Origin of the sequence: Buchnera aphidicola (Cavariella theobaldi) (assembly GCF_964059165.1) — a bacterium.
In the GTDB taxonomy this organism is placed as follows: domain Bacteria; phylum Pseudomonadota; class Gammaproteobacteria; order Enterobacterales; family Enterobacteriaceae; genus Buchnera; species Buchnera aphidicola_BO.
Genome location: NZ_OZ060413.1, coordinates 363,137 through 383,737, shown reverse-complemented (window position 1 = coordinate 383,737; position 20,601 = coordinate 363,137). Strand labels below are relative to the sequence as shown.

Annotated in this window: 15 protein-coding genes; 8 read left to right on the top strand and 7 right to left on the bottom strand. The window is 25.7% G+C overall.

What is annotated here, in order from left to right; genetic code table 11:
* Positions 1 to 96: 96 nt before the first annotated feature.
* The 5 genes from rbfA to AB4W59_RS01650 all read left to right on the top strand — a co-directional run bounded on the left by rbfA (position 97) and on the right by AB4W59_RS01650 (position 6,322).
* On the top strand, positions 97 to 471 hold the full coding sequence (rbfA, locus tag AB4W59_RS01670) for a 30S ribosome-binding factor RbfA (protein WP_367673338.1): 375 nt from the start codon (positions 97 to 99) through the stop codon (positions 469 to 471).
* A 20-nt stretch (positions 472 to 491) separates the two neighbouring features.
* The gene (gene truB, locus AB4W59_RS01665; protein ID WP_367672935.1) at positions 492 to 1,430 is read left to right on the top strand and encodes a tRNA pseudouridine(55) synthase TruB; all 939 of its coding nucleotides are present in this window, start codon (positions 492 to 494) and stop codon (positions 1,428 to 1,430) included.
* A gap of 101 nt (positions 1,431 to 1,531) precedes the next feature.
* Complete coding sequence (gene rpsO / locus AB4W59_RS01660) at positions 1,532 to 1,801, top strand: 30S ribosomal protein S15 (protein ID WP_367672934.1); 270 nt, start codon at positions 1,532 to 1,534, stop codon at positions 1,799 to 1,801.
* A 256-nt stretch (positions 1,802 to 2,057) separates the two neighbouring features.
* Positions 2,058 to 4,181: a polyribonucleotide nucleotidyltransferase gene (gene pnp, locus AB4W59_RS01655; protein WP_367672933.1), complete on the top strand. Its 2,124-nt coding sequence runs from the start codon at positions 2,058 to 2,060 to the stop codon at positions 4,179 to 4,181.
* A 377-nt stretch (positions 4,182 to 4,558) separates the two neighbouring features.
* Complete coding sequence (locus tag AB4W59_RS01650; RefSeq protein ID WP_367672932.1) at positions 4,559 to 6,322, top strand: DEAD/DEAH family ATP-dependent RNA helicase; 1,764 nt, start codon at positions 4,559 to 4,561, stop codon at positions 6,320 to 6,322.
* A gap of 144 nt (positions 6,323 to 6,466) precedes the next feature.
* On the opposite strand, the gene AB4W59_RS01645 is transcribed toward AB4W59_RS01650, so the two are convergent.
* The 4 genes from AB4W59_RS01645 to argF form a co-directional block, all read right to left on the bottom strand.
* Positions 6,467 to 6,859 (bottom strand): Rid family detoxifying hydrolase, encoded by a 393-nt coding sequence (locus AB4W59_RS01645; protein WP_367672931.1) that lies wholly within the window; start codon positions 6,857 to 6,859, stop codon positions 6,467 to 6,469.
* Positions 6,860 to 6,903: 44 nt separating this feature from the next.
* Positions 6,904 to 7,359: an aspartate carbamoyltransferase regulatory subunit gene (gene pyrI / locus AB4W59_RS01640; protein ID WP_367672930.1), complete on the bottom strand. Its 456-nt coding sequence runs from the start codon at positions 7,357 to 7,359 to the stop codon at positions 6,904 to 6,906.
* Between the two features lie 14 nt (positions 7,360 to 7,373).
* Entirely contained in the window at positions 7,374 to 8,306 is a 933-nt protein-coding gene (pyrB, locus tag AB4W59_RS01635; RefSeq protein ID WP_367672929.1) for an aspartate carbamoyltransferase, read from the bottom strand.
* A 154-nt stretch (positions 8,307 to 8,460) separates the two neighbouring features.
* Positions 8,461 to 9,477, bottom strand: coding sequence for an ornithine carbamoyltransferase (gene argF / locus AB4W59_RS01630; RefSeq protein ID WP_367672928.1), 1,017 nt, complete (start codon positions 9,475 to 9,477; stop codon positions 8,461 to 8,463).
* A gap of 340 nt (positions 9,478 to 9,817) precedes the next feature.
* Between argF and AB4W59_RS01625 the strand changes: the two genes are divergently transcribed.
* The 3 genes from AB4W59_RS01625 to AB4W59_RS01615 all read left to right on the top strand — a co-directional run bounded on the left by AB4W59_RS01625 (position 9,818) and on the right by AB4W59_RS01615 (position 15,297).
* On the top strand, positions 9,818 to 11,326 hold the full coding sequence (locus AB4W59_RS01625) for a leucyl aminopeptidase (protein ID WP_367672927.1): 1,509 nt from the start codon (positions 9,818 to 9,820) through the stop codon (positions 11,324 to 11,326).
* 64 nt (positions 11,327 to 11,390) lie between these two features.
* A complete protein-coding gene (locus tag AB4W59_RS01620; RefSeq protein WP_367672926.1) occupies positions 11,391 to 14,270 on the top strand; it encodes a valine--tRNA ligase in 2,880 nt (959 codons plus the stop codon).
* An 85-nt stretch (positions 14,271 to 14,355) separates the two neighbouring features.
* A complete protein-coding gene (locus tag AB4W59_RS01615) occupies positions 14,356 to 15,297 on the top strand; it encodes a rhodanese-related sulfurtransferase (RefSeq protein ID WP_367672925.1) in 942 nt (313 codons plus the stop codon).
* Between the two features lie 73 nt (positions 15,298 to 15,370).
* Here the strand turns inward: AB4W59_RS01615 and AB4W59_RS01610 are convergent, their stop codons facing one another.
* The 3 genes from AB4W59_RS01610 to pyrD all read right to left on the bottom strand — a co-directional run bounded on the left by AB4W59_RS01610 (position 15,371) and on the right by pyrD (position 20,424).
* Entirely contained in the window at positions 15,371 to 17,200 is a 1,830-nt protein-coding gene (locus AB4W59_RS01610; protein ID WP_367672924.1) for an ATP-binding cassette domain-containing protein, read from the bottom strand.
* Between the two features lie 19 nt (positions 17,201 to 17,219).
* Positions 17,220 to 19,319, bottom strand: coding sequence for a bifunctional 23S rRNA (guanine(2069)-N(7))-methyltransferase RlmK/23S rRNA (guanine(2445)-N(2))-methyltransferase RlmL (gene rlmKL / locus AB4W59_RS01605; protein WP_367672923.1), 2,100 nt, complete (start codon positions 19,317 to 19,319; stop codon positions 17,220 to 17,222).
* Positions 19,320 to 19,410: 91 nt separating this feature from the next.
* Positions 19,411 to 20,424: a quinone-dependent dihydroorotate dehydrogenase gene (gene pyrD, locus AB4W59_RS01600; RefSeq protein WP_367672922.1), complete on the bottom strand. Its 1,014-nt coding sequence runs from the start codon at positions 20,422 to 20,424 to the stop codon at positions 19,411 to 19,413.
* Positions 20,425 to 20,601: the final 177 nt, after the last annotated feature.

The window sequence follows — 20,601 nt, the reverse complement described above, 5'->3', positions numbered from 1 at the left end:
ATAATATATTAATTCATTATACATCCACTAAAATATATAAACATATTTTTATATATTTTTTTTAAGCACATTATTTTAAATATTGGTAATATCATGGTGGAAAAATTATTTAATCGTGCTTCTCGTATTTCTCAAGAATTACAGAAAAAAATTGCTGTTATTATACAATATTCATTAAATGATCCACGTATTAATACATTTATAACAGTATCAGAAGTTAAGCTATCAAAAGATTTATCTTATGCTCAAGTGTTTGTAAGTTTTTTACAAAATAATAAAAAAAATGAAATAAAAAAAATTTTGATCATATTAAATAAAGCAGTCAGTTATATTCGTAAATTATTATGCAAACAAACACGATTACGTATTATCCCGAATATTGTTTTTCATCATGATGATTCGTTTGTAAAAGCTGATAAGATATCTATGATATTAGCTAATATAATAAAAAAAAATACAGTATGTTTATAAATTATATCAAGGATATATAGATGTTTTTTTTTAAAAAGCGAAACGTTCATGGATTATTATTATTGGATAAGCCTAAAGGAGTGTCTTCTAATTATATTTTACAAAAAGTAAAACGTATTTTTCATGCTAAAAAAGCTGGATATACTGGTACTTTAGATCCATTAGCCACTGGAATGTTGCCTATTTGTTTTGGAGAAACTACAAAATTTTCCCACTATTTAACTGATTCTCAAAAAAAATATCATGTAGTTGCAAAACTAGGCGAAAAAACTACTACATCTGATTCGTGCGGTGCGCTATTAGAAAAGCGTTCTGTATCTTTTTCACTTATACAACTTCATGCATCTATAAATGAATTAACTGGATTAATTGATCAGATTCCTTCGATGTACTCTGCTATTAAATATCATGGTAAACCGTTATACAAATATGCAAGACAGGGATTAACAATCAATCGGAAGATGAGAAAAATATTTATATATAAAATTGATTTGATTAATTATGCAAATAATGTAATTGAGCTTTATGTACATTGTTCAAAAGGTACTTATATTCGCACTCTCATAGAGGATTTAGGGGAAAAATTAGGTTGTGGCGCTCATATAACGTTTTTACGCCGTTTACAAGTAGCTTCCTATATTCATTCTCAATTAGTCAATATGATAGATTTATACAAATCTTTTAATAGGAATGATATCTATAATATTGATATATTCAAAAAATTAGATCAATTTTTAATGCCAATTGATAGTCCTGTATCTTTTTTACCTAAAATATTTTTTTCTATTCAGCAAACATTGTGTTTTCAATTAGGTCAGAAAGTTTGTTTTATATGTGATATTAAAAATAGTTTAGTTAGAGTAATAGATACAGAAACACGAAAATTTTTGGGTTTAGGTAAAATTAATAGTGAAAATTTTGTAATACCACATCGTTTAGTTTCTACTATGCAGGGGTAATGTATTCGCTTTTAAAATAAAGATGGGCATGATATGATTTTCAAGTAATTTTACTATATGAAATAATATTTAATTTTAATGTAAAACATATGGGGTTTTATATGTCTCTTAGTATGATAGATAGGAAAAAAATTATTTTAAAATATGGTAAAAATAATAAAGATACTGGTATGACAGAAGTACAAATTGCATTATTAACACATCAAATTAATGATTTACAAGAGCATTTTTCTCAACATACGAAAGATCATGGTAGTCGCAGGGGGCTTTTGCGTATGGTTTCAAATCGTCGTAAATTATTAGATTATTTAAAGCGTAAAAAAATATGTCGTTACACTATGTTAATTGAACATTTAAATTTAAGACGATAAATCATCTACTTAGAAGTATTTATGACAGAATTTTAATATATATATTGATATACAAGCTAATTCTATATTTTTTATAAAGGGCTTTATTAGCCCTTTTTTTTGCATGTTTTATTTAAGTAAATTAATATTAAAAATATAATTTTATCTTATACATGATAAATAATTATATTTATATTTTATGAATATAAGATTGTTAGTAACAATAACCAATTTATGAATGTAAATTCATTAAAATAATTTTTTTAAGGATATTATTTTGCTTAATCCTATTGTACGTAAATTTCAATATGGTCAACACACTATTACTTTAGAAACTGGTATAATGGCCAGGCAAGCTACATCAGCTGTTATGGCTAGTATGGATGATACTGCTGTATTTATTACTGTTGTTGGGCAAAAAAAAATACATATTGGACAAAAATTTTTTCCTTTAACTGTAAATTATCAAGAACGTACATATGCAGCAGGTCGTATACCTGGTGGTTTTTTTAGAAGGGAAGGTCGTCCTAGTGAGAATGAAATATTAATAGCAAGATTGATTGACAGACCTATTAGACCTCTTTTTCCAAAAGGTTTTTTAAACGAAATTCAAATTATAGCTACCGTGGTTTCAGTTAACCCTCAAATTAATCCAGATATAATTTCTATTATTGGTGCGTCAGCTGCTCTTAGTTTATCGGGCATACCCTTTTACGGCCCTATAGGAGCTGCAAGAGTAGGCTATATTAATCATCAATATGTATTGAATCCTACTAGTGATGATATGAAATTGAGTTCTTTAGATTTGGTAATTTCCGGGACTCATAATGCTGTTCTGATGGTAGAAGCTGAATCCAATATTATGAATGAAAAACAAATTCTTAATGCGATTATGTTTGGTCATCAACAACAAAAAGTTGTCATTGATAATATTCGTTCATTATCTAATGAAGCTAGAAAATTACCTTGGGTAGTTTCTTATCCTGAAATAAACAAAGGGCTGGAACAAAAAATTGTCATATTGTCTCAATCGAAAATCAGTGCCGCTTATTCTATTTTAAATAAGCAAGAAAGATGTGAAAAATTAAATATTATTAGAGAGGAATTAATTGAATTACTCATTAATGATCATGATAATATTAATATAACAGACATTGAAGATATTTTTCATGAAATTGAAAAAAAAATTGTTCGTAAACGTATATTAAATAATGAAAATCGTATTGATGGGCGTGAAAAAGATATGATTCGTGCTTTAGATGTACGAACAGGGATTTTGCCTCGTACGCATGGTTCCGCGTTGTTTACTAGAGGTGAAACTCAATCTTTAGTATCTGTTACTTTAGGAACATCTCGAGATGCACAAAATTTAGATGAGTTGTTAGGAGATAGAACAGATAATTTTTTATTTCATTATAATTTCCCCCCTTATTCTGTCGGAGAGATAGGAACTATAGGCTCACCAAAAAGACGAGAAGTAGGACATGGCCGATTAGCGAAGAGAAGTTTGTTAGCTGTAATGCCTACATTAGATGATTTCCCTTATACTATTAGAATTGTTTCTGAAATCACTGAATCAAATGGTTCCTCTTCTATGGCTTCTGTATGTGGAGCTTCTTTAGCGCTAATGGATGCTGGTGTACCTATAAAAGCAGCTGTAGCGGGAATATCTATGGGTTTAGTAAAAGAAGGTGATACATATGTATTGTTATCAGATATATTGGGTGATGAAGATCATTTAGGAGATATGGATTTTAAAGTGTCTGGCACAGAAGATGGAATTACAGCATTACAAATGGATATTAAAATAGAAGGAATTACTAGCGAAATTATGAAGCTAGCCTTAAATCAAGCTAAATCAGCTCGATTACATATCTTGAATGTCATGAAAAAAGCATTGAGCACACCAAAAAAAGACATTTCTGCATTCGCACCGCGTATTCATACAATTAAAATTAACCCTGAAAAAATTAAAGATGTTATAGGTAAAGGAGGGTCTGTTATTCGTATGTTAACGGAAGAAACAGGAACTGTTATCGAAATAGAAGATGATGGCACAGTAAAAATATCTGCTACGATTGGAGAGAAAGTAAAAAATGCAATTCGTAGAATTGAAGAAATTACAGCAGATATTGAAATTGGTCAAATTTATTCTGGTAAGGTAACAAGAATTGTTGATTTTGGAGCTTTTATTTCTATTGGTTTTGGAAAAGAAGGTTTAGTGCATATTTCACAAATTTCTGATAAAAGAGTTGATAAAGTTATTAATCATTTACATCTTGACCAAGTAGTGCTTGTAAAAGTATTGGAAATAGATCGTCAAAATCGTTTAAGATTAAGTATGAAAGAAGTAGAACATACTATCAAGCATAATAAATCTATCAAAAATACTATTATCTGATATAATTTAATATATAATATAATTCTTTCAATAAAATATAGATTTATATCTCATCAAATAGTACCATTTGAATAATACAAGCAATATAAAATTAATTTTTTAAAATTCTACTGTATTATCATATATATATTTTAAAAAAATAAATTTTAATTCATTGCTAATGTGATTTTTTAGTAATATATATTATATATCTAAAAATTCATTAGCAATCATTAATAAATATCAAAATTAATTTTGATATTGATCGAATCATTAATTTTTTTATTTATTACATCATATAATTTGAGCCGGTTCACACCTTTCCATGAGAATAAATAAATATTTTCATCATTAGCTATGTAGACTGGCCACTGTAACTAAAAAGGCATATCTACTGAATGACTCATATTGAAAGCACATTTTCTTCACTTGGTTTAAATCCATTTTTAATTCAATCTTTAACTGAAATGGGATATGTTAAACCATCTCCTATCCAATCGTCTTGTATTCCTCTTCTATTAAAAGGACAAGATGTACTGGGTATGGCGCAAACAGGTAGTGGAAAAACAGCTGCTTTTTCTCTACCTTTATTACATAATTTAAATATTAGCTTAAAAGCACCGCAAATATTAGTATTAGCTCCTACAAGAGAGTTAGCAGTACAAGTGGCAGAAGCTTTTGCATCTTTCTCAAAATATATTGTGGGAATTAAAGTGCTGCCTTTATATGGTGGCCAAAGATACGAATTACAATTGAGAGCACTGCGTCAAGGTCCGCAAATTGTTGTAGGTACTCCTGGAAGATTATTAGATCATTTAAAAAGAGGTACTCTGAATCTTTCAAATTTACATGGATTAGTTTTAGATGAAGCTGATGAAATGTTACGTATGGGTTTTATAGAAGATGTAGAAAATATATTAGCACAAATCCCCAAAGAACATCAAACAGCATTATTTTCAGCTACGATGCCAGAAGCCATACGTCGTATTTCTAAACGATTTATGAAAAATCCAAAAGAAATTAAAATACAATCTAATATAACAACACGACCAGATATAAAACAAAGTCATTGGATGGTGCATGGTAAAAAGACTGATGCTTTAATTCGTTTTTTAGAAGTGGAAGATTTTTCGGCTACTATTATTTTTGTAAGAACAAAGAATGCAACCTTAGAAGTCTCTGAAGCATTAGAACATAATGGTTATAATAGTGCCGCATTAAATGGAGATATGAATCAATCATTACGAGAACAAACATTAGATAGATTAAAAAACGGTCGTTTAGATATATTGATTGCCACAGATGTTGCTGCTAGAGGTTTGGATGTAGATCGGATTAGTTTTGTGATTAATTATGATATTCCCATGGATGCTGAATCATATGTACATAGAATAGGTCGAACAGGTCGAGCAGGTCGAGCAGGTCGAGCGTTGTTGTTTGTAGAATATCGTGAACGACGTTTGTTACGTAATATAGAGAGAATAACTAAGCATTCTATTCCAGAAGTACAATTGCCTAATATTGATATTTTATCTCAAAAACGCCTCGAAAAATTCTCGAAAAAAGTACAACAACAACTTGAGAGTCGAGATTTAGAACAGTATAGTGCTTTATTAGATAAATTATATATTACAGATGACTTAGATATTAAAATTTTAGCTGCAGCTTTGCTAAAAATGGCACAAGGTGAACGTCCTTTAATTATTAAAAAAGATTTATTACACCGCTCTTCTCGTGAATATATAAATAAAGACAATTATAAGCGCGATGATGTTCGCAATAATAAAATGCGTCGTGAACGTCGTGATATAAAAAATACAGATATATATCGTATTGAAGTAGGACGCAATGATGGTGTAGAAGTGCGTCATATTGTTGGGGCTATTGCTAACGAAGGTGATATTAGTAGTCGTTATATCGGTAATATAAGATTGTTTTCTACTTATTCTACAATTGAAATACCTAAACGAGTGTCTAGAGATTTATTAAAAAATTGTATTCGTACTCGTATTTTAAATAAACCAATAAATATGCATTTATTTAATGATACTCAGTCATATAATGGAAAAACAGTTCGTCGTGTTTTTATGAACAAAGATAAAACAAATGTGCGTCGCTTGTCAGAATATAACACAAAAAGATCAAATGTTCTGAAAAAATAATGCAAATATTTTACAAAAAAATATAAGATTTTTTATGCCGCTTTGCGGCATATTTATTATATAAATAATAATCTTATATACTACATATAAAACATTTTATGTTATACACATAATATAAATAAATTTTTTTGTTAAATACATATTTTAATTTTTTATCAAATATGCCATAGCTTCAATTTCAATATCTGCATCTTTAGGAAGAGCACTAATTTCCACACAAGATCGTGCAGGAAAATTTGCTTTGTTTTCTATAAAAAATTTTTTATATATATCATTCACAATATGCATGTTTTTAAGATCAGTTAAAAAAATAGTTGTTTTAATAATATCTTTAACTTCTAAGCCTGCTGCATGAATAATAGATTGAATATTTTTTAATACAATATTTGTTTGTTCTTTTATATTTTTTGGTATTTTTTGAGATTTTATATCAATAGGTATTTGTCCAGAGATAATTAAAAAATTATCTATTTTTATTGCTTGTGAATATGGTCCAATAGCATGAGGGGCATTTTTAGTATCTATTATATAGCTCATAAATTATCACTTTTATTTAAAATTTGTATACAAGAATAGTATTATTAATACGATAAAACGATATTTTTATCAAATTCTTTTTCACAATATTTACATTTTAAATTCATATTGTTATGCTTATCTTTTATTAATGTAAAATTAGAAATAGCTGCTTGATTATGACTGATACAATTAGTATTTGGACAAATTAAAATGCGTTTTATTTGTTTTGGTAAATGAGGAAAAATTTTTCCGACTACGTTATATTGATTAATATAATTTACAGAGGCACATGGAGCATAAATAGCTAATTGATTAATTTGATCATCACTTAAAAAGGTATTTTCAATTTTTATGATATCTTTTTTCCCTAATTTTTTAGATGGTAAGTTAAAACCTATTGTGATGCGTTTTTCGGTTTCAGTGAGTCTAAATAATGAGAGAAGTTTAAAGCCAATATGTGCTGGAATATGGTCAATAACACTTCCTGTTCTAATAGCTTCTACCTGTAATTTGTTCATTGATATACAATCTTTTATATGTGTTTTTCTATTAATACGAGTGATAATATAGCCTGACGCGCATAAATACCATTTTCTGCTTGTTTAAAATACCAAGCATATGGTGTATGATCAACATCATAATTAATTTCGTCTATACGAGGTAATGGATGTAATATTTTTAGATTATTGCGTGCATGTTTTAAAGTAGCAGCATGTAGTACAAATTTAGATTTAGCATTAGCATATTCAGTAGAATCTAATCTTTCTTTTTGAATTCTTGTCATGTACAGAATATCTATTTCAGAAATAATATCTTCAAGATTATGGTATTTCTTCCAATGTATTTCTTTTTTGCACAGCATATCATTAATATAGCTAGGCATACTTAAAGCATCTGGTGAAATAAAAAAAAATTGATTATTTTGAAACTTTGCTAATGCTTGTGTTAATGAGTGTACCGTGCGTCCATATTTAAGATCACCGACCATAGCAATATTTAAATGATCCAATCTCGTTTGAGTTTCCTGAATCGTAAATAAATCTAGTAGTGTTTGTGTAGGATGCTGATTTGATCCGTCTCCAGCATTAAAGATTGGTACTCCATTGGAGTGTTCTGTAGCTAAACGTGCAGATCCTTCTTGCGGATGCCGAATAATAATTGCATCGGCATAAGAACTAATTACTGCAATAGTATCTGCTAATGTTTCTCCTTTTTTTTTTAAAGAAATATTATTACTATCAGAAAATCCTATTATTGATGCTCCTAAACGATAAATAGCAGTTTCAAAAGATAATCTTGTACGTGTTGATGCTTCAAAAAAACAACTAGCAATGATTTTGTTTTTTAATAAATTAGGTTGTGGGTTTTTTTTAAGAATAGCAGATTTTTTTAAAACTAATTCTAATTCACTACGTTGCAAATCATTTATGGAAATAATATTTTTTTTATATAATGAATTTCTCAATTTTTATTTTTCCTTGATAATGTCAGAAAAGATAATAGCAGATGTTCATATCATATAAAAATCCGAGAAAGTATGCGTATATAATATTTTATTTTTAAAAAGATTCTTAATTTTTTATATAAAGAATAATATGTTTGCATATCATTAATAATGATTATAAATTAATATTTTTTAATAAAGTCGATATCATTAAAGATTTTATAGTATGTAATCTATTTTCTGCTTGTTCAAAAATAATGTTTTCATTCTCTTGAAAAACATCATCAGTAATTTCCATACCTTTTTCCAATCCATATTTTTTCAACATTGATTTTCCTATTTTTGTTTTTTGATTATGTAAAGCTGGTAAGCAATGTAATATTTTTATGTTTTTATTATTACTGAGATGAAGCATTGATTGATTTACTTGATATTTTTTTAATAATTTTATTCTTTTTTGCCATACTGTTTCTATTTCCCCCATAGATACCCAGACATCAGTATAAATGAAATCTACATCTTTAACTCCTTCTGAAATATTTTCAGTACAAATAATTTTACCATTATTTTTTAGAGCTTTTTTTTGACATACAATAAAAAGATTTTTGTCTGGCCAACATTCTTTTGGAGCAACTAATCTTAAATCCAATCCTACTAATGAAGCCGCTTCTAAAAAACTATTTCCCATATTATTACGGGCATCACCGACATATGCGCATTTTATTTCACAAAACAATTTATTAGGCATTATTTCTGTTATAGTTAACAAATCTGCAATTAATTGTGTTGGATGAAATGTATCAGTTAATCCATTCCAGACAGGCACTGTAGAATATTTTGAAAGCGTTTCTATTGTTTTATGACTATGACCGCGATACTCAATACCATCGTATAAACGACTTAATACTTTTGCAGTATCTTCTATAGATTCTTTTGTTCCGAGATGCGTGCTTCCAGGTCCAAGATATGTAACATGAGCCCCTTGATCGAAAGCGGCTACTTCAAAAGAACATCGTGTACGTGTAGATTCTTTTTCAAAAATTAAAGCAATATTTTTTTCTTTTAGTAGTTTTTTTTCTTCTTTATTTTTTTTATTTTTTTTTAACTTTTTTGCCAACATAATAACATTCTTTAGCTCTTGAGAAGTAATATTCATTAATCTTAAACAATGACGTTGATAAAGAGTGTTCATAGGTTTTCCTATATTATTCAAGTAAATATATAATAAAAGAATATTTTATGTGATAAATTATTTTTTATAGTATACGCAATAATTTTTTTATTTATTTAATATATAAATAGTTTATTATGTAATAATCTTTTTATATATAATTATTTTTAAAAAGTAACATAACTATAAAATTTTAACAATTATATTATTTTCACTAAAAATGAAATATTAATTTTTATTAATAAATAAGAAATATAAATTATAATTATTTTTTTATTATATGATAAATTATCATATTTATTATGCATAATTATTTTATTTACTTTTAGATTGATAGGATAGATTTATACAGAGAAATTATATGAAATTTTTAATAGATAATTATCAATTAAATACGCAATGTGTAGATTGCATTATAGTGGGTATATTTGAACAAAATCAACTAAGCATTTCGGCGAAATATTTAGATCAGTGTACTAATGGATATATTCTTTCATTAATAAAATTGGGCGATATTTCAGGAAAAATAGGACAAACACTTTTATTATATAATACACCAAATATTTCTGCTAAAAGAATTCTTTTAGTAGGTTGCGGTGAAAAATCGAATTTAAATAGAAAAAATTTTAAAAAAATATTAATAAAGAGCATAAAGATACTGAAAAAAAATTCTATAAAAAATATATTATATTGTTTTTCTGAATTATATATTAAAAATATTAATATATATTGGATGGTAAGAATATTTATAAAAAACATAACAGAATCTTTATATAATATTAAAAAGGTAAATAGTCTTATTGAAAGAAATGAAAATTTTGAATTAATATGTTTACATATATTAGATAAATGTGATTTTATTAAAGCAGAACTTGGTTTGAATCATGCTTTATCTATTGATAAAGGTGTAAGAGCTGCTAAAGATATAAGTAATCTTCCACCTAATATATGCAATCCTTTATATTTATCTAAAAAATCTCAAAGATTATCTCAAAAATACACCGATAACATTGAGGTTGAATTAATTAATGATAAAGATATGCAAAAATTAGGTATGAATGCTTATCTTGCAGTGAGTCGTGGATCTAAAAATAAACCAATAATGTCTATAATCAAATATTCTAATAATCAAATAAAAAATAATAAAGTTATTGCGTTAATTGGTAAAGGAGTAACATTTGATTCTGGTGGTATATCCATCAAACCATCATATCGTATGCACGAAATGAAATATGATATGTGTGGCGCTGCATCCGTTTATGGGTCGATGATTATGGCAGCTGATTTAAAATTACCTTTAACTATTATAGGAATATTAGCAGGTTGTGAAAATATGCCTGGTGGTAATGCTTTTAGACCGGGAGATGTATTAACTACAATGTCAGGCAAAACAGTAGAAATATTAAATACTGATGCAGAAGGTCGTTTAGTATTATGTGATGTTTTAACTTATGTTACAAAATTTTCTCCAGATATTGTTATTGATATCGCAACATTAACAGGAGCATGTGTTGTGGCATTAGGTAGTTATGCTAGTGGTTTATTTTCAAACGATAAAGAGTTATCTTCTCAATTAATCCATGCTTCCGTTCAAACTAGTGACAAAATATGGCAATTACCATTATTTAGAGAATACAAAAAAGAGTTATTTTCTAATATAGCGGATTTGTCGAATATAGGTAAAAGTGAGGCAGGCGCTAGTACTGCGGCTTTTTTTCTTTCACAGTTTATTGGTAAATATCAGTGGGCACATTTAGATATTGCAGGTACTGCTTGGAGATCTAGCATTAAAACAGGAGCTACAGGTCGACCAGTGGAATTATTATGTCAATTTTTGTTAAATCAATCAAAATTATTCAATGAATTTTAAAATATTAATTAATAATATTTTAAGTATTTGGCAATATTGCCTTTCATACAGAACGCAGTAAGAAATGATGGAAAAAATTTATAATCCTCAATTGATTGAAAGATCATTATATGATCTTTGGGAAAAAAATGGATATTTCAAACCCAATAATAATTTAGAAAAAGAGAGTTTTTGTATTATGATGCCACCTCCTAATATTACGGGAAGCTTGCATATGGGTCATGCTTTTCAACAAACTCTTATGGATATACTGATTCGTTATAATAGAATGCAAGGGAAAAACACGTTATGGCAAGTAGGTACAGATCATGCTGGAATAGCAACTCAAATCTTAGTTGAACGTAAAATAAAATTAGAAGAGAAAAAAAGTAAAAAAGATTATAATAGAGATGATTTTATTAAAAAAATATGGTTATGGAAAAGTGAATCTAGCACTCTTATTACACAGCAGATGCGTCGTTTAGGAAATTCAGTAGATTGGGATCTTGAAAAATTTACTTTAGATCCAGATATTTCTCTAGCGGTTAAAGAAGCTTTTATTATTTTATATAACAATCAATTTATTTACCAAAAAAAAAGATTAGTACATTGGGATTCGAATTTAGAAACAGTTGTTTCAGATTTAGAAGTAGAACATAAAACAATTAAAGGAAAAAAATGGTTTATTTCTTACTCGATTATTTATAAAAATTCTCTTGTGGATAATAATATAAAAAATTTAGTAGTAGCGACAACACGACCAGAAACTTTATTCGGTGACACAGCTATAGCTATAAATCCAAATGATCATCATCATAATCATTTAATCGGTCAATATGTTATTGTACCTTTAATTAATCGTATTATTCCTATAATTTCTGATAAACATGCAATTTTAGATAAAGGTACTGGTTGTGTAAAAATTACTCCTGCTCATGATTTTCATGATTATCAAGTAGGTTATCGTCATAAATTACCTATGATTAATATTTTTACTTTTGATGGAAAAATTAAAAAACAATCTGATATTTATGATTATCAGGGTATAAAATCGAATATTTATGATTCTTTTATTCCTTTAGATTTTCAAGATTTAGATATTTTATCTGCTAGAGACAAAGTTATTGAAGAAATAAAAAAAATTGGTTGTTTAGTTAAAATAGAAGAATCTGATATTGTAATTCCTTATAGTGATCGTAGTGGAGTTATAATTATTCCAATGTTAACTAATCAATGGTATTTAAAAACATCAGAATTATCAAAAAATGCTATTAATGCAGTAAAAAATAAAGAAATACAATTTATACCAAAACAATATACAAGAATGTATTTTTCTTGGATGAATAATATTGAGGATTGGTGTATTTCAAGGCAGTTATGGTGGGGGCACCGTATTCCTATTTGGTATGATAATAAAAAAAATATTTATGTTGGAAGAAATGAAAAAGAAATACGAAAAAAAAATAAATTATCCAATGAGATTATTTTAACACAAGAAAAAGATGTATTAGATACATGGTTTTCTTCAGCATTATGGACATTTTCTAGTTTAGGATGGCCTAAAAAAAATAAATTATTAAAAACATTTCATTCTACAAATGTATTAATCAGCGGTTTTGATATTATTTTTTTTTGGATTTCTCGTATGATCATGTTAACTATGTATTTTATGAAAGATGCACAAGGGAAGCCACAAGTACCATTTAAAACTGTTTATATAACAGGATTAATTCGTGATGAAAAAGGTCAAAAAATGTCTAAATCTAAAGGCAATGTTATTGATCCAATAGATATGATAGATGGAATTTCTTTATCAGAATTAATTGCTAAAAGAACTAAAAATTTAATTCAACCCAATATCATTAATATGATACGCAAAGATACAATAAAAAAATTCCCTACCGGTATTGAATCAACTGGTACAGATGCATTACGATTTACATTTGCAGCATTAGCATCTAATACGCGCGATATACATTGGGATATGAATAGGTTAAAAGGATATCGTAATTTTTGTAATAAACTCTGGAATGCTAGTCGTTTTGTTTTAATGCATACCAAGAATCATGATTTTTGTAATATATGCATAAAAAAAAATATTTTATTATTTAATCGGTGGGTGTTAGTAGAATTTAATAATACAGTAAAACTTTATCGAGAATCTATAGATACTTATCGTTTTGATATAGCGGCTAATACTTTGTATGATTTTATTTGGAATACTTTTTGTGATTGGTATTTAGAGTTTTCTAAAATAATTATTCAAAATGGCACATCTTTAGAAATTAACACCACTAAAAATATGCTAGTATATATATTAGAATCTTTATTAAGATTAGCTCATCCCATAATTCCGTTTATCACAGAAACAATTTGGCAAAATATAAAAATAATTAAAAAAATTAAAAATAATACAATTATGTTACAATCTTTTCCACAATATGAACCAAAATTGTTAGATTTAAAAGTTTTATATAGTGTTTGTTGGATTAAAAAAATAATTATTTTTCTCAGAAATATTCGGAATACTATGAATATTAGTTCATCAAAATTGTTACCTTTATTAGTGTATAATATTTCATATGAAAAAAAAATTATTATTGAAGAGAACATGTTATTTTTAAAAAAAATTGTTTATATAAAAAGCATAGATATTTTAGATAAAAAACATAATGATCCTTTATCAATTAAAAAAATTATTGATGGAGTAGAATTAATTGTACCTATATTACAAGTTATAGATATTAATTTAGAATTAAAACGTTTAAAAAAAGAGATATCTAAAATAGAAATATATATGCAAAAAAGTCAAAAAAAAATAATAAATGAAAAATTTTTACAGAATGCACCGAAAAGTATTATAGAAAAAGAAAAAGAAAATTTTATACGACTTAAAAAAATATATCAAAAATTGTCTTGTCATATAAAAAAATTTATTTATGCTTCTCAGAAACATAGAAAATAAATATTTTTTATAAAATGCTTTATATAATCTAATTTTTAAAAATACTAATATATTTAAATACAATTAATTATAGGCATATATTAAAATGTTAATTTTGCATAATCGTATCTCTAAAGCTGAATTAAAAAAACGTTTTTTATTTTCACAACAACCTCGTATTACAATTTCTTTTTATAAGTACTTTAATATTGTAAATATACAAAAATATCGTGATAATATTTATAAAAAATTTTTTAAATATCATGTTTTAGGAAGAGTTTACATTGCAAACGAAGGAATAAATGCACAAATTAGTATTCCTGTAAAATTTTATGATATTGTAAATAAAATAATACAAAGTTCTAATAGTTCATTAAAAAATATACGTATTAATAAAGCGCTGAATGATATTGGTCAATCATTTTGGGTTCTGTCTATTAAAATAAAAAAAAATATTGTAGCAGATGGAATAAAGAATACTACTTTTGATCCCTATGATACCGGTATATATCTACAAGCTCCTGAAGTGAATGCAATGATAAAAAATTCAAACACAATATTAGTAGATATGCGAAATTATTATGAATATAAAATAGGACACTTTGAGGGAGCGATTAATATCAAAAGTAACACTTTTCGTGAACAACTTCAGCTAATAATAAAATCGTTAGATTATGCAAAACATAAAAATATTATAATGTATTGTACCGGTGGCATTCGTTGTGAAAAAGCAACAGCATGGATGAAATTTCACGGTTTTAAAAACATTTATCATATAGAAGGGGGTATTATTGGTTATGTTAGTCATGCTAAAAAAAATAATTTACCAATTTTTTTTAAAGGAAAAATGTTTGTTTTTGATTATCGTATGAGCGAGAAAATTTCTCATGATGTAATATCTAAATGTCAACAATGTCATAGAAAAGAAGATACTTATACTAATTGTGCACATCATAAATGTCATCGTCTTTTTATTCAGTGCCATAGGTGTAGTATTCGTTTTTCTAATTGTTGTTCTATACAATGTATGAATAAAATAATAATATAAATATATTTTTATTAAAAATTTTTGAAAATATATTTTAAATTTTAAAAATAATGTTTATATCATTAAAATATTTTTAACCAATACTTTTTTCTAAACTTTCCCAATTGTTAATGTTTTTTTGTAGATTTTTTTCATATTTCTGTAATTGTTCTAGAATAGGAAGTTTTTCTGCAATAGGTTTTTTGAAAAAGTTTGGTTGATTTAATTGATTTTGTAATGTTTTAATTTTTAATTCTATCTTTTCTATTTCATGCAAGATAAGATTAATATCTTTTTTATTTTTTTTATGGTGTATTATATTATATTTATTTTTTTTGTTAGTATTTTTAGAAAGTTTTTTTTCTTTATTTTTTTTACTGATATTAATGTGTTTATTGTCTTTTTTAAAAAATTTATAATTGTCAAGATAAGAACTAATATTTCCGTTTTCCCTAAAAACCCAATATTTATTGACTGTATTTTTAATAAATTTTCTATCATGACTAACAATTATAACTGTTCCGGTATAGTCAATAATTATTTTTTCTAATAGCTCTAATGTATCTAAATCTAAGTCATTAGTCGGTTCATCTAGAATTAAAACATTACTTGGTTTTAGGAAAAGTCGTGCTAGTAACAATCTATTACATTCACCACCTGATAAAGTTTTTATTAAAATGTTTAATTTATTTGGTTGAAACAAAAATTTTTTTAAGTATCCTATTAAATATTGTTCTTTTCCATTTAAAGTAATTTTTTCTTGCCCACAATCGATATTATCTAAAATTGATTTATTCGGATTTAATGTTGCTCTATTTTGATCAAAGTATGCAATATTTGTTCCTGGTGTTTTATATATCTGTCCGTTATTAGGTTGTATTTGCCCTAATATAACTTTTATTAAAGTACTTTTACCACATCCATTATTTCCAATTAATCCAATTTTATCACCATTCTGTATAGTTTCAGAAAAATCTCTAATAATAGTTTTATTATTGATGATGATATTGATTTTTTTTAATTTAAAAATAATTTTTCCTATGTAAGTATGTATTTGGTTAATATTAATATTTTTTATATTTTCTATTTTTTTATAGTTAGCCTGAGTTTCTCTTAGTATTTTTATTTTTTTTATTCTACCTTCATTCCGTGTGCATCGAGCTTTTATACCTTTTTTAATCCATTTCTCTTCAATATCTAAATTATGATCAAACAATTTTTTATGAATTGTTTCAATACGATTACTTTCTTTTTTTAATATTAAAAAATTTTTATAGTTTCCTGGCCAAGAGATTAATTTTCCGCGATCAAGATCAATAATTCGAGTAGAAACATTTTGAATAAAAGATCGATCGTGTGACACAAATAGTACGCTGCCAGAAAAATTTTTTAAAAATTTTTCAAGCCATTGAATTGTTTCGATATCTAAATGATTTGTAGGTTCATCCAATAAGAGTATATCAGGTTCTTGTACCAAGGTGCCGGCAATAATTACTTTTCTTAACAATCCTCCAGATAAAGATGAAAGAAGAGTATTTTTTTCAATTTTTATTGTATTAATTATCTTTTCGATTTGAACAATATGATCAATGTTTAATTTTATTGGATTATCATGTAAATTCTCTGGCAAATTATTTTTTATTTTTTTTTTCAATTGATTGATAATAAAATTATATACGGAAATATTGCTATAATTAAAATGTTTTTGTTGTAAAAATGCTATTTGAATATCTTTTTTATATAATACATCACCTCGATCTAGATCTTGTTTTTTTTTGATGATATTTAATAAAGTAGATTTTCCTGCTCCATTTTTTCCAATCAAGCAAATTTTTTCATTTTCATTAATATAAAGTGTAGCATTATTTAATATTTCTAGAGTACCAAAAGATAGATAAGCGTTTTTCATTTGAATAAGAGACATTATTTTTATCCTTTTATTATTATATATGTGTAATTAACCAAGAATGATGTACATGTATATTCTTTATCATATCTTGTGGTGTTATTTTTTTAGTAATATTTTTTGCATATAATTTAATAGCATTTAAATGTTTTATATTAATATCAAAATTATGCGTTGAACTAGAAAAAATAATTTTTCCATCATTTTTTAAAATTTTTTTTAAATGTATCATTAATATAAGATAATCTTTTTTTAAATAAAAAAATTTTTTCATTTTTTTTGAATTAGAAAATGTAGGGGGATTTACAAAAATTAGGTCAAATTTTTTATTACTAATTTTCAACCAATCTAAACAATCTTGTTGTATAAAAATATGATTGTTACTTGTAAAATGATTGATTGACATATTTTTCATTGACCATTTTATATATGTTTTAGAGATATCTATGGTAGTTGTACTTCTCGCTCCTCCTGATGCAGCAGCTACACTGGCAGTACCTGTGTAAGAAAAAAGATTTAAAAAATCTTTTCCATAAGAAATATTTGTTATTAGTTTTCTAATTAGTCTTTTATCAAAAAATATACCTGTGTCTAAATAATCTGTTAAATTTACTAAAAATTTTAAATTATACTCTTGAATTTCAAAAAAATTATTATTATGATGAAATTTCTCATATTGTTTTCCTTTTTTTTGTTTTTTTCTTAATTTTAATATTATATTATTTATTGGAATGGATAATATTTTTTTAGCATAATAAACAGATTGACATAATCGCTTATGCGCATATTCAGGGTTTATTTCTTTAGGAGCTTCATACTCTTGAATAACCATCCAGTTTTTGTAAAGATCTATTATAATATTATAATTAGGTAAATCAGCGTTATATACGCGGAAACAATCTATATTATTCAAAAATTTCCATTTTTTAAATTTTTTGAAATTTTTATTTAACCTATTTTTATATTCATTTATACATGTATCATCAGAACTAGAGGAAGCAATATAGTTTCTTTGTATACAATTTAACGGTCCATTTTTATAAAAAAATTTTTTATAAAATGGCATTTGTATAAAATTTAATAAATATATAGAAGAACTAAATATTGATATATTCCATTGGTGAAAATGTTTTTGTGATACAAATCCTATTTGTATATATAATGCAGCGACTTGATTTTTTGTCTTATGTCTCTCTCCATATGGGGGATTGCTTAATATAGTACCTTTATGGTTTTTTTCAAAAATATTTTTAAAATCATTTATATTTTTTTGAGAAAATTGAATAATACCATCTACTCCTGCATTCAGTGCATGTATTTTAGCTTCTTTTATGCAATTTTTATTATAGTCATAACCTAAAAATATTTGTTTACAAGTTTTAATACCTATTTCAAATTTGTATAATGCTTCTTTTTGTGTATTTTCCCATATTTTTTTATCATGGTTTTTCCAATTTTGAAAACCCCATTTTTTTCTTTTTAAACCAGGAGCTCTATCCGAAGAGAACATCGCCGCTTCGATTAGTAAAGTTCCGGATCCACACATAGGATCAATTAAGAGAGATTTAAAATTCCATCCCGATCTTAATACTATTGCCATTCCTAGATTTTCTTTAATAGGAGTGATATTTTTTGATATTTTAGAATATCCTCTTTGATGTAAGGCATCTCCACTAAGATTTAACATAATATGAACGACATTTTTAAATAAAAATGCTGTTATACAGATATCGGCAGAAACACGGTTTACAATTGGTCTAAAGAATTCTTTTTTATAAAAATAGTCCATAATAGCATCTTTAATGATAAACGTTCCAAATAAAGTATTACGAATAATATTATTCGTTCCTTTAAAACGAATCATAAAGGTATCATTATGATGAAATATTGTATTCCATTCAATATTATAAATATTGGTATATAAATCATTAGAATTTTGGATAGAAAAATTTTTTATACATAAAAAAACACGTGATGCAATTCTACTCCACATTAAGATGTTATATAATACATGTTTATTTACACTGCAATATATACCTCCTTTAATCAATTTTAAATTTGTAGCCCCTAAAATATTTAGTTCTTTTTCTAATAAATCTTCGCATCCAAAAATTGTGCTTATAAATAAATCGTTCATATTTATTTCTGATAAATTTTTTAAGATTATATATTATATCAATATTTATATGTACACGTCATTGATACATTAACTTATTTATATATGTTAGTTATACTTTTCTGATTATTTTTCTAATAATTGCGGGTCCATGAAATATTAATCCTGAATACATCTGTATTAAAGTGGCTCCCGCTTGTATTTTTTCTTGAGCTGAGTCTACAGAATTTATACCACCTACACCAATAATTGGTATTTTGTTTTTTAAAATTTTTGATAAAATATGAATTATTTCAGTGCTTTTTTTTTGTAAAGGCAAACCGCTAATGCCACCATTTTGCTTTTGATTATTTTTTTTATTATCTATCAATGAGTAATCAATAGTAGTATTAGTTGCAATTACTGCATCAATTTTGTATTCTATTAGTTTTTTCGAAATATGTATTATTTCTGTTGTAGATAAATCAGGTGATATTTTGATGGCTATGGGGACATATTTTGAGTATTTTCGACACATTTCTGTTTGCTTTTTTTTTATGTGCATTAAGAGTTGATCAAACATTGTACCATACTGTAAATTTCTTAAATTTGTAGTATTAGGTGATGAAATATTAACGGCAATATAACTAGCATAGCAATATGTTTTTTCTATACATATTAAATAATCATTAATAGCATTTTGTATACTTGTATCTTTGTTTTTACCTATATTTATACCTATAATACCCTTAAAATCAGATTTTTTTATATTTTTAATTAAATTATCTACTCCTAAATTATTGAATCCCATTCTATTTATTATTCCTTCCATATGAATCAATCTAAATAATCTTGGTTTAGGATTGCCTATTTGAGCAATGGGTGTCACTGTACCTAGTTCAATAAAACTAAATCCTAATTTAGATATAACATCAATGTATTCTCCATTTTTATCTAAACCTGCAGCAGTGCCTAACACATTATCAAATATTAAACCCATGCATTTTATTTTTTTTTTAGGCAATGGTTGAAGAAAAAAATTAATTATTTTTTGTATATGCTGGGAATAAAGATATTTTAATATCAATTTATGAGCCACTTCTGGTTCTATTAAAAATATAATTTTCCGAATAAAATAATAAAACATTGTCATGTCCTTAATATTTAGAATATTTTTTCAATAATTATGTATGTAATTATCAATTATCTAATAAATATGTTAAATATAAGATAATATCTTATAAGAATTGATAATCTAATTTAGATTATTTTAAATTATCTATAATTTTGTTAAATTATACGTGTTAATTTTTTTAATTTTAAT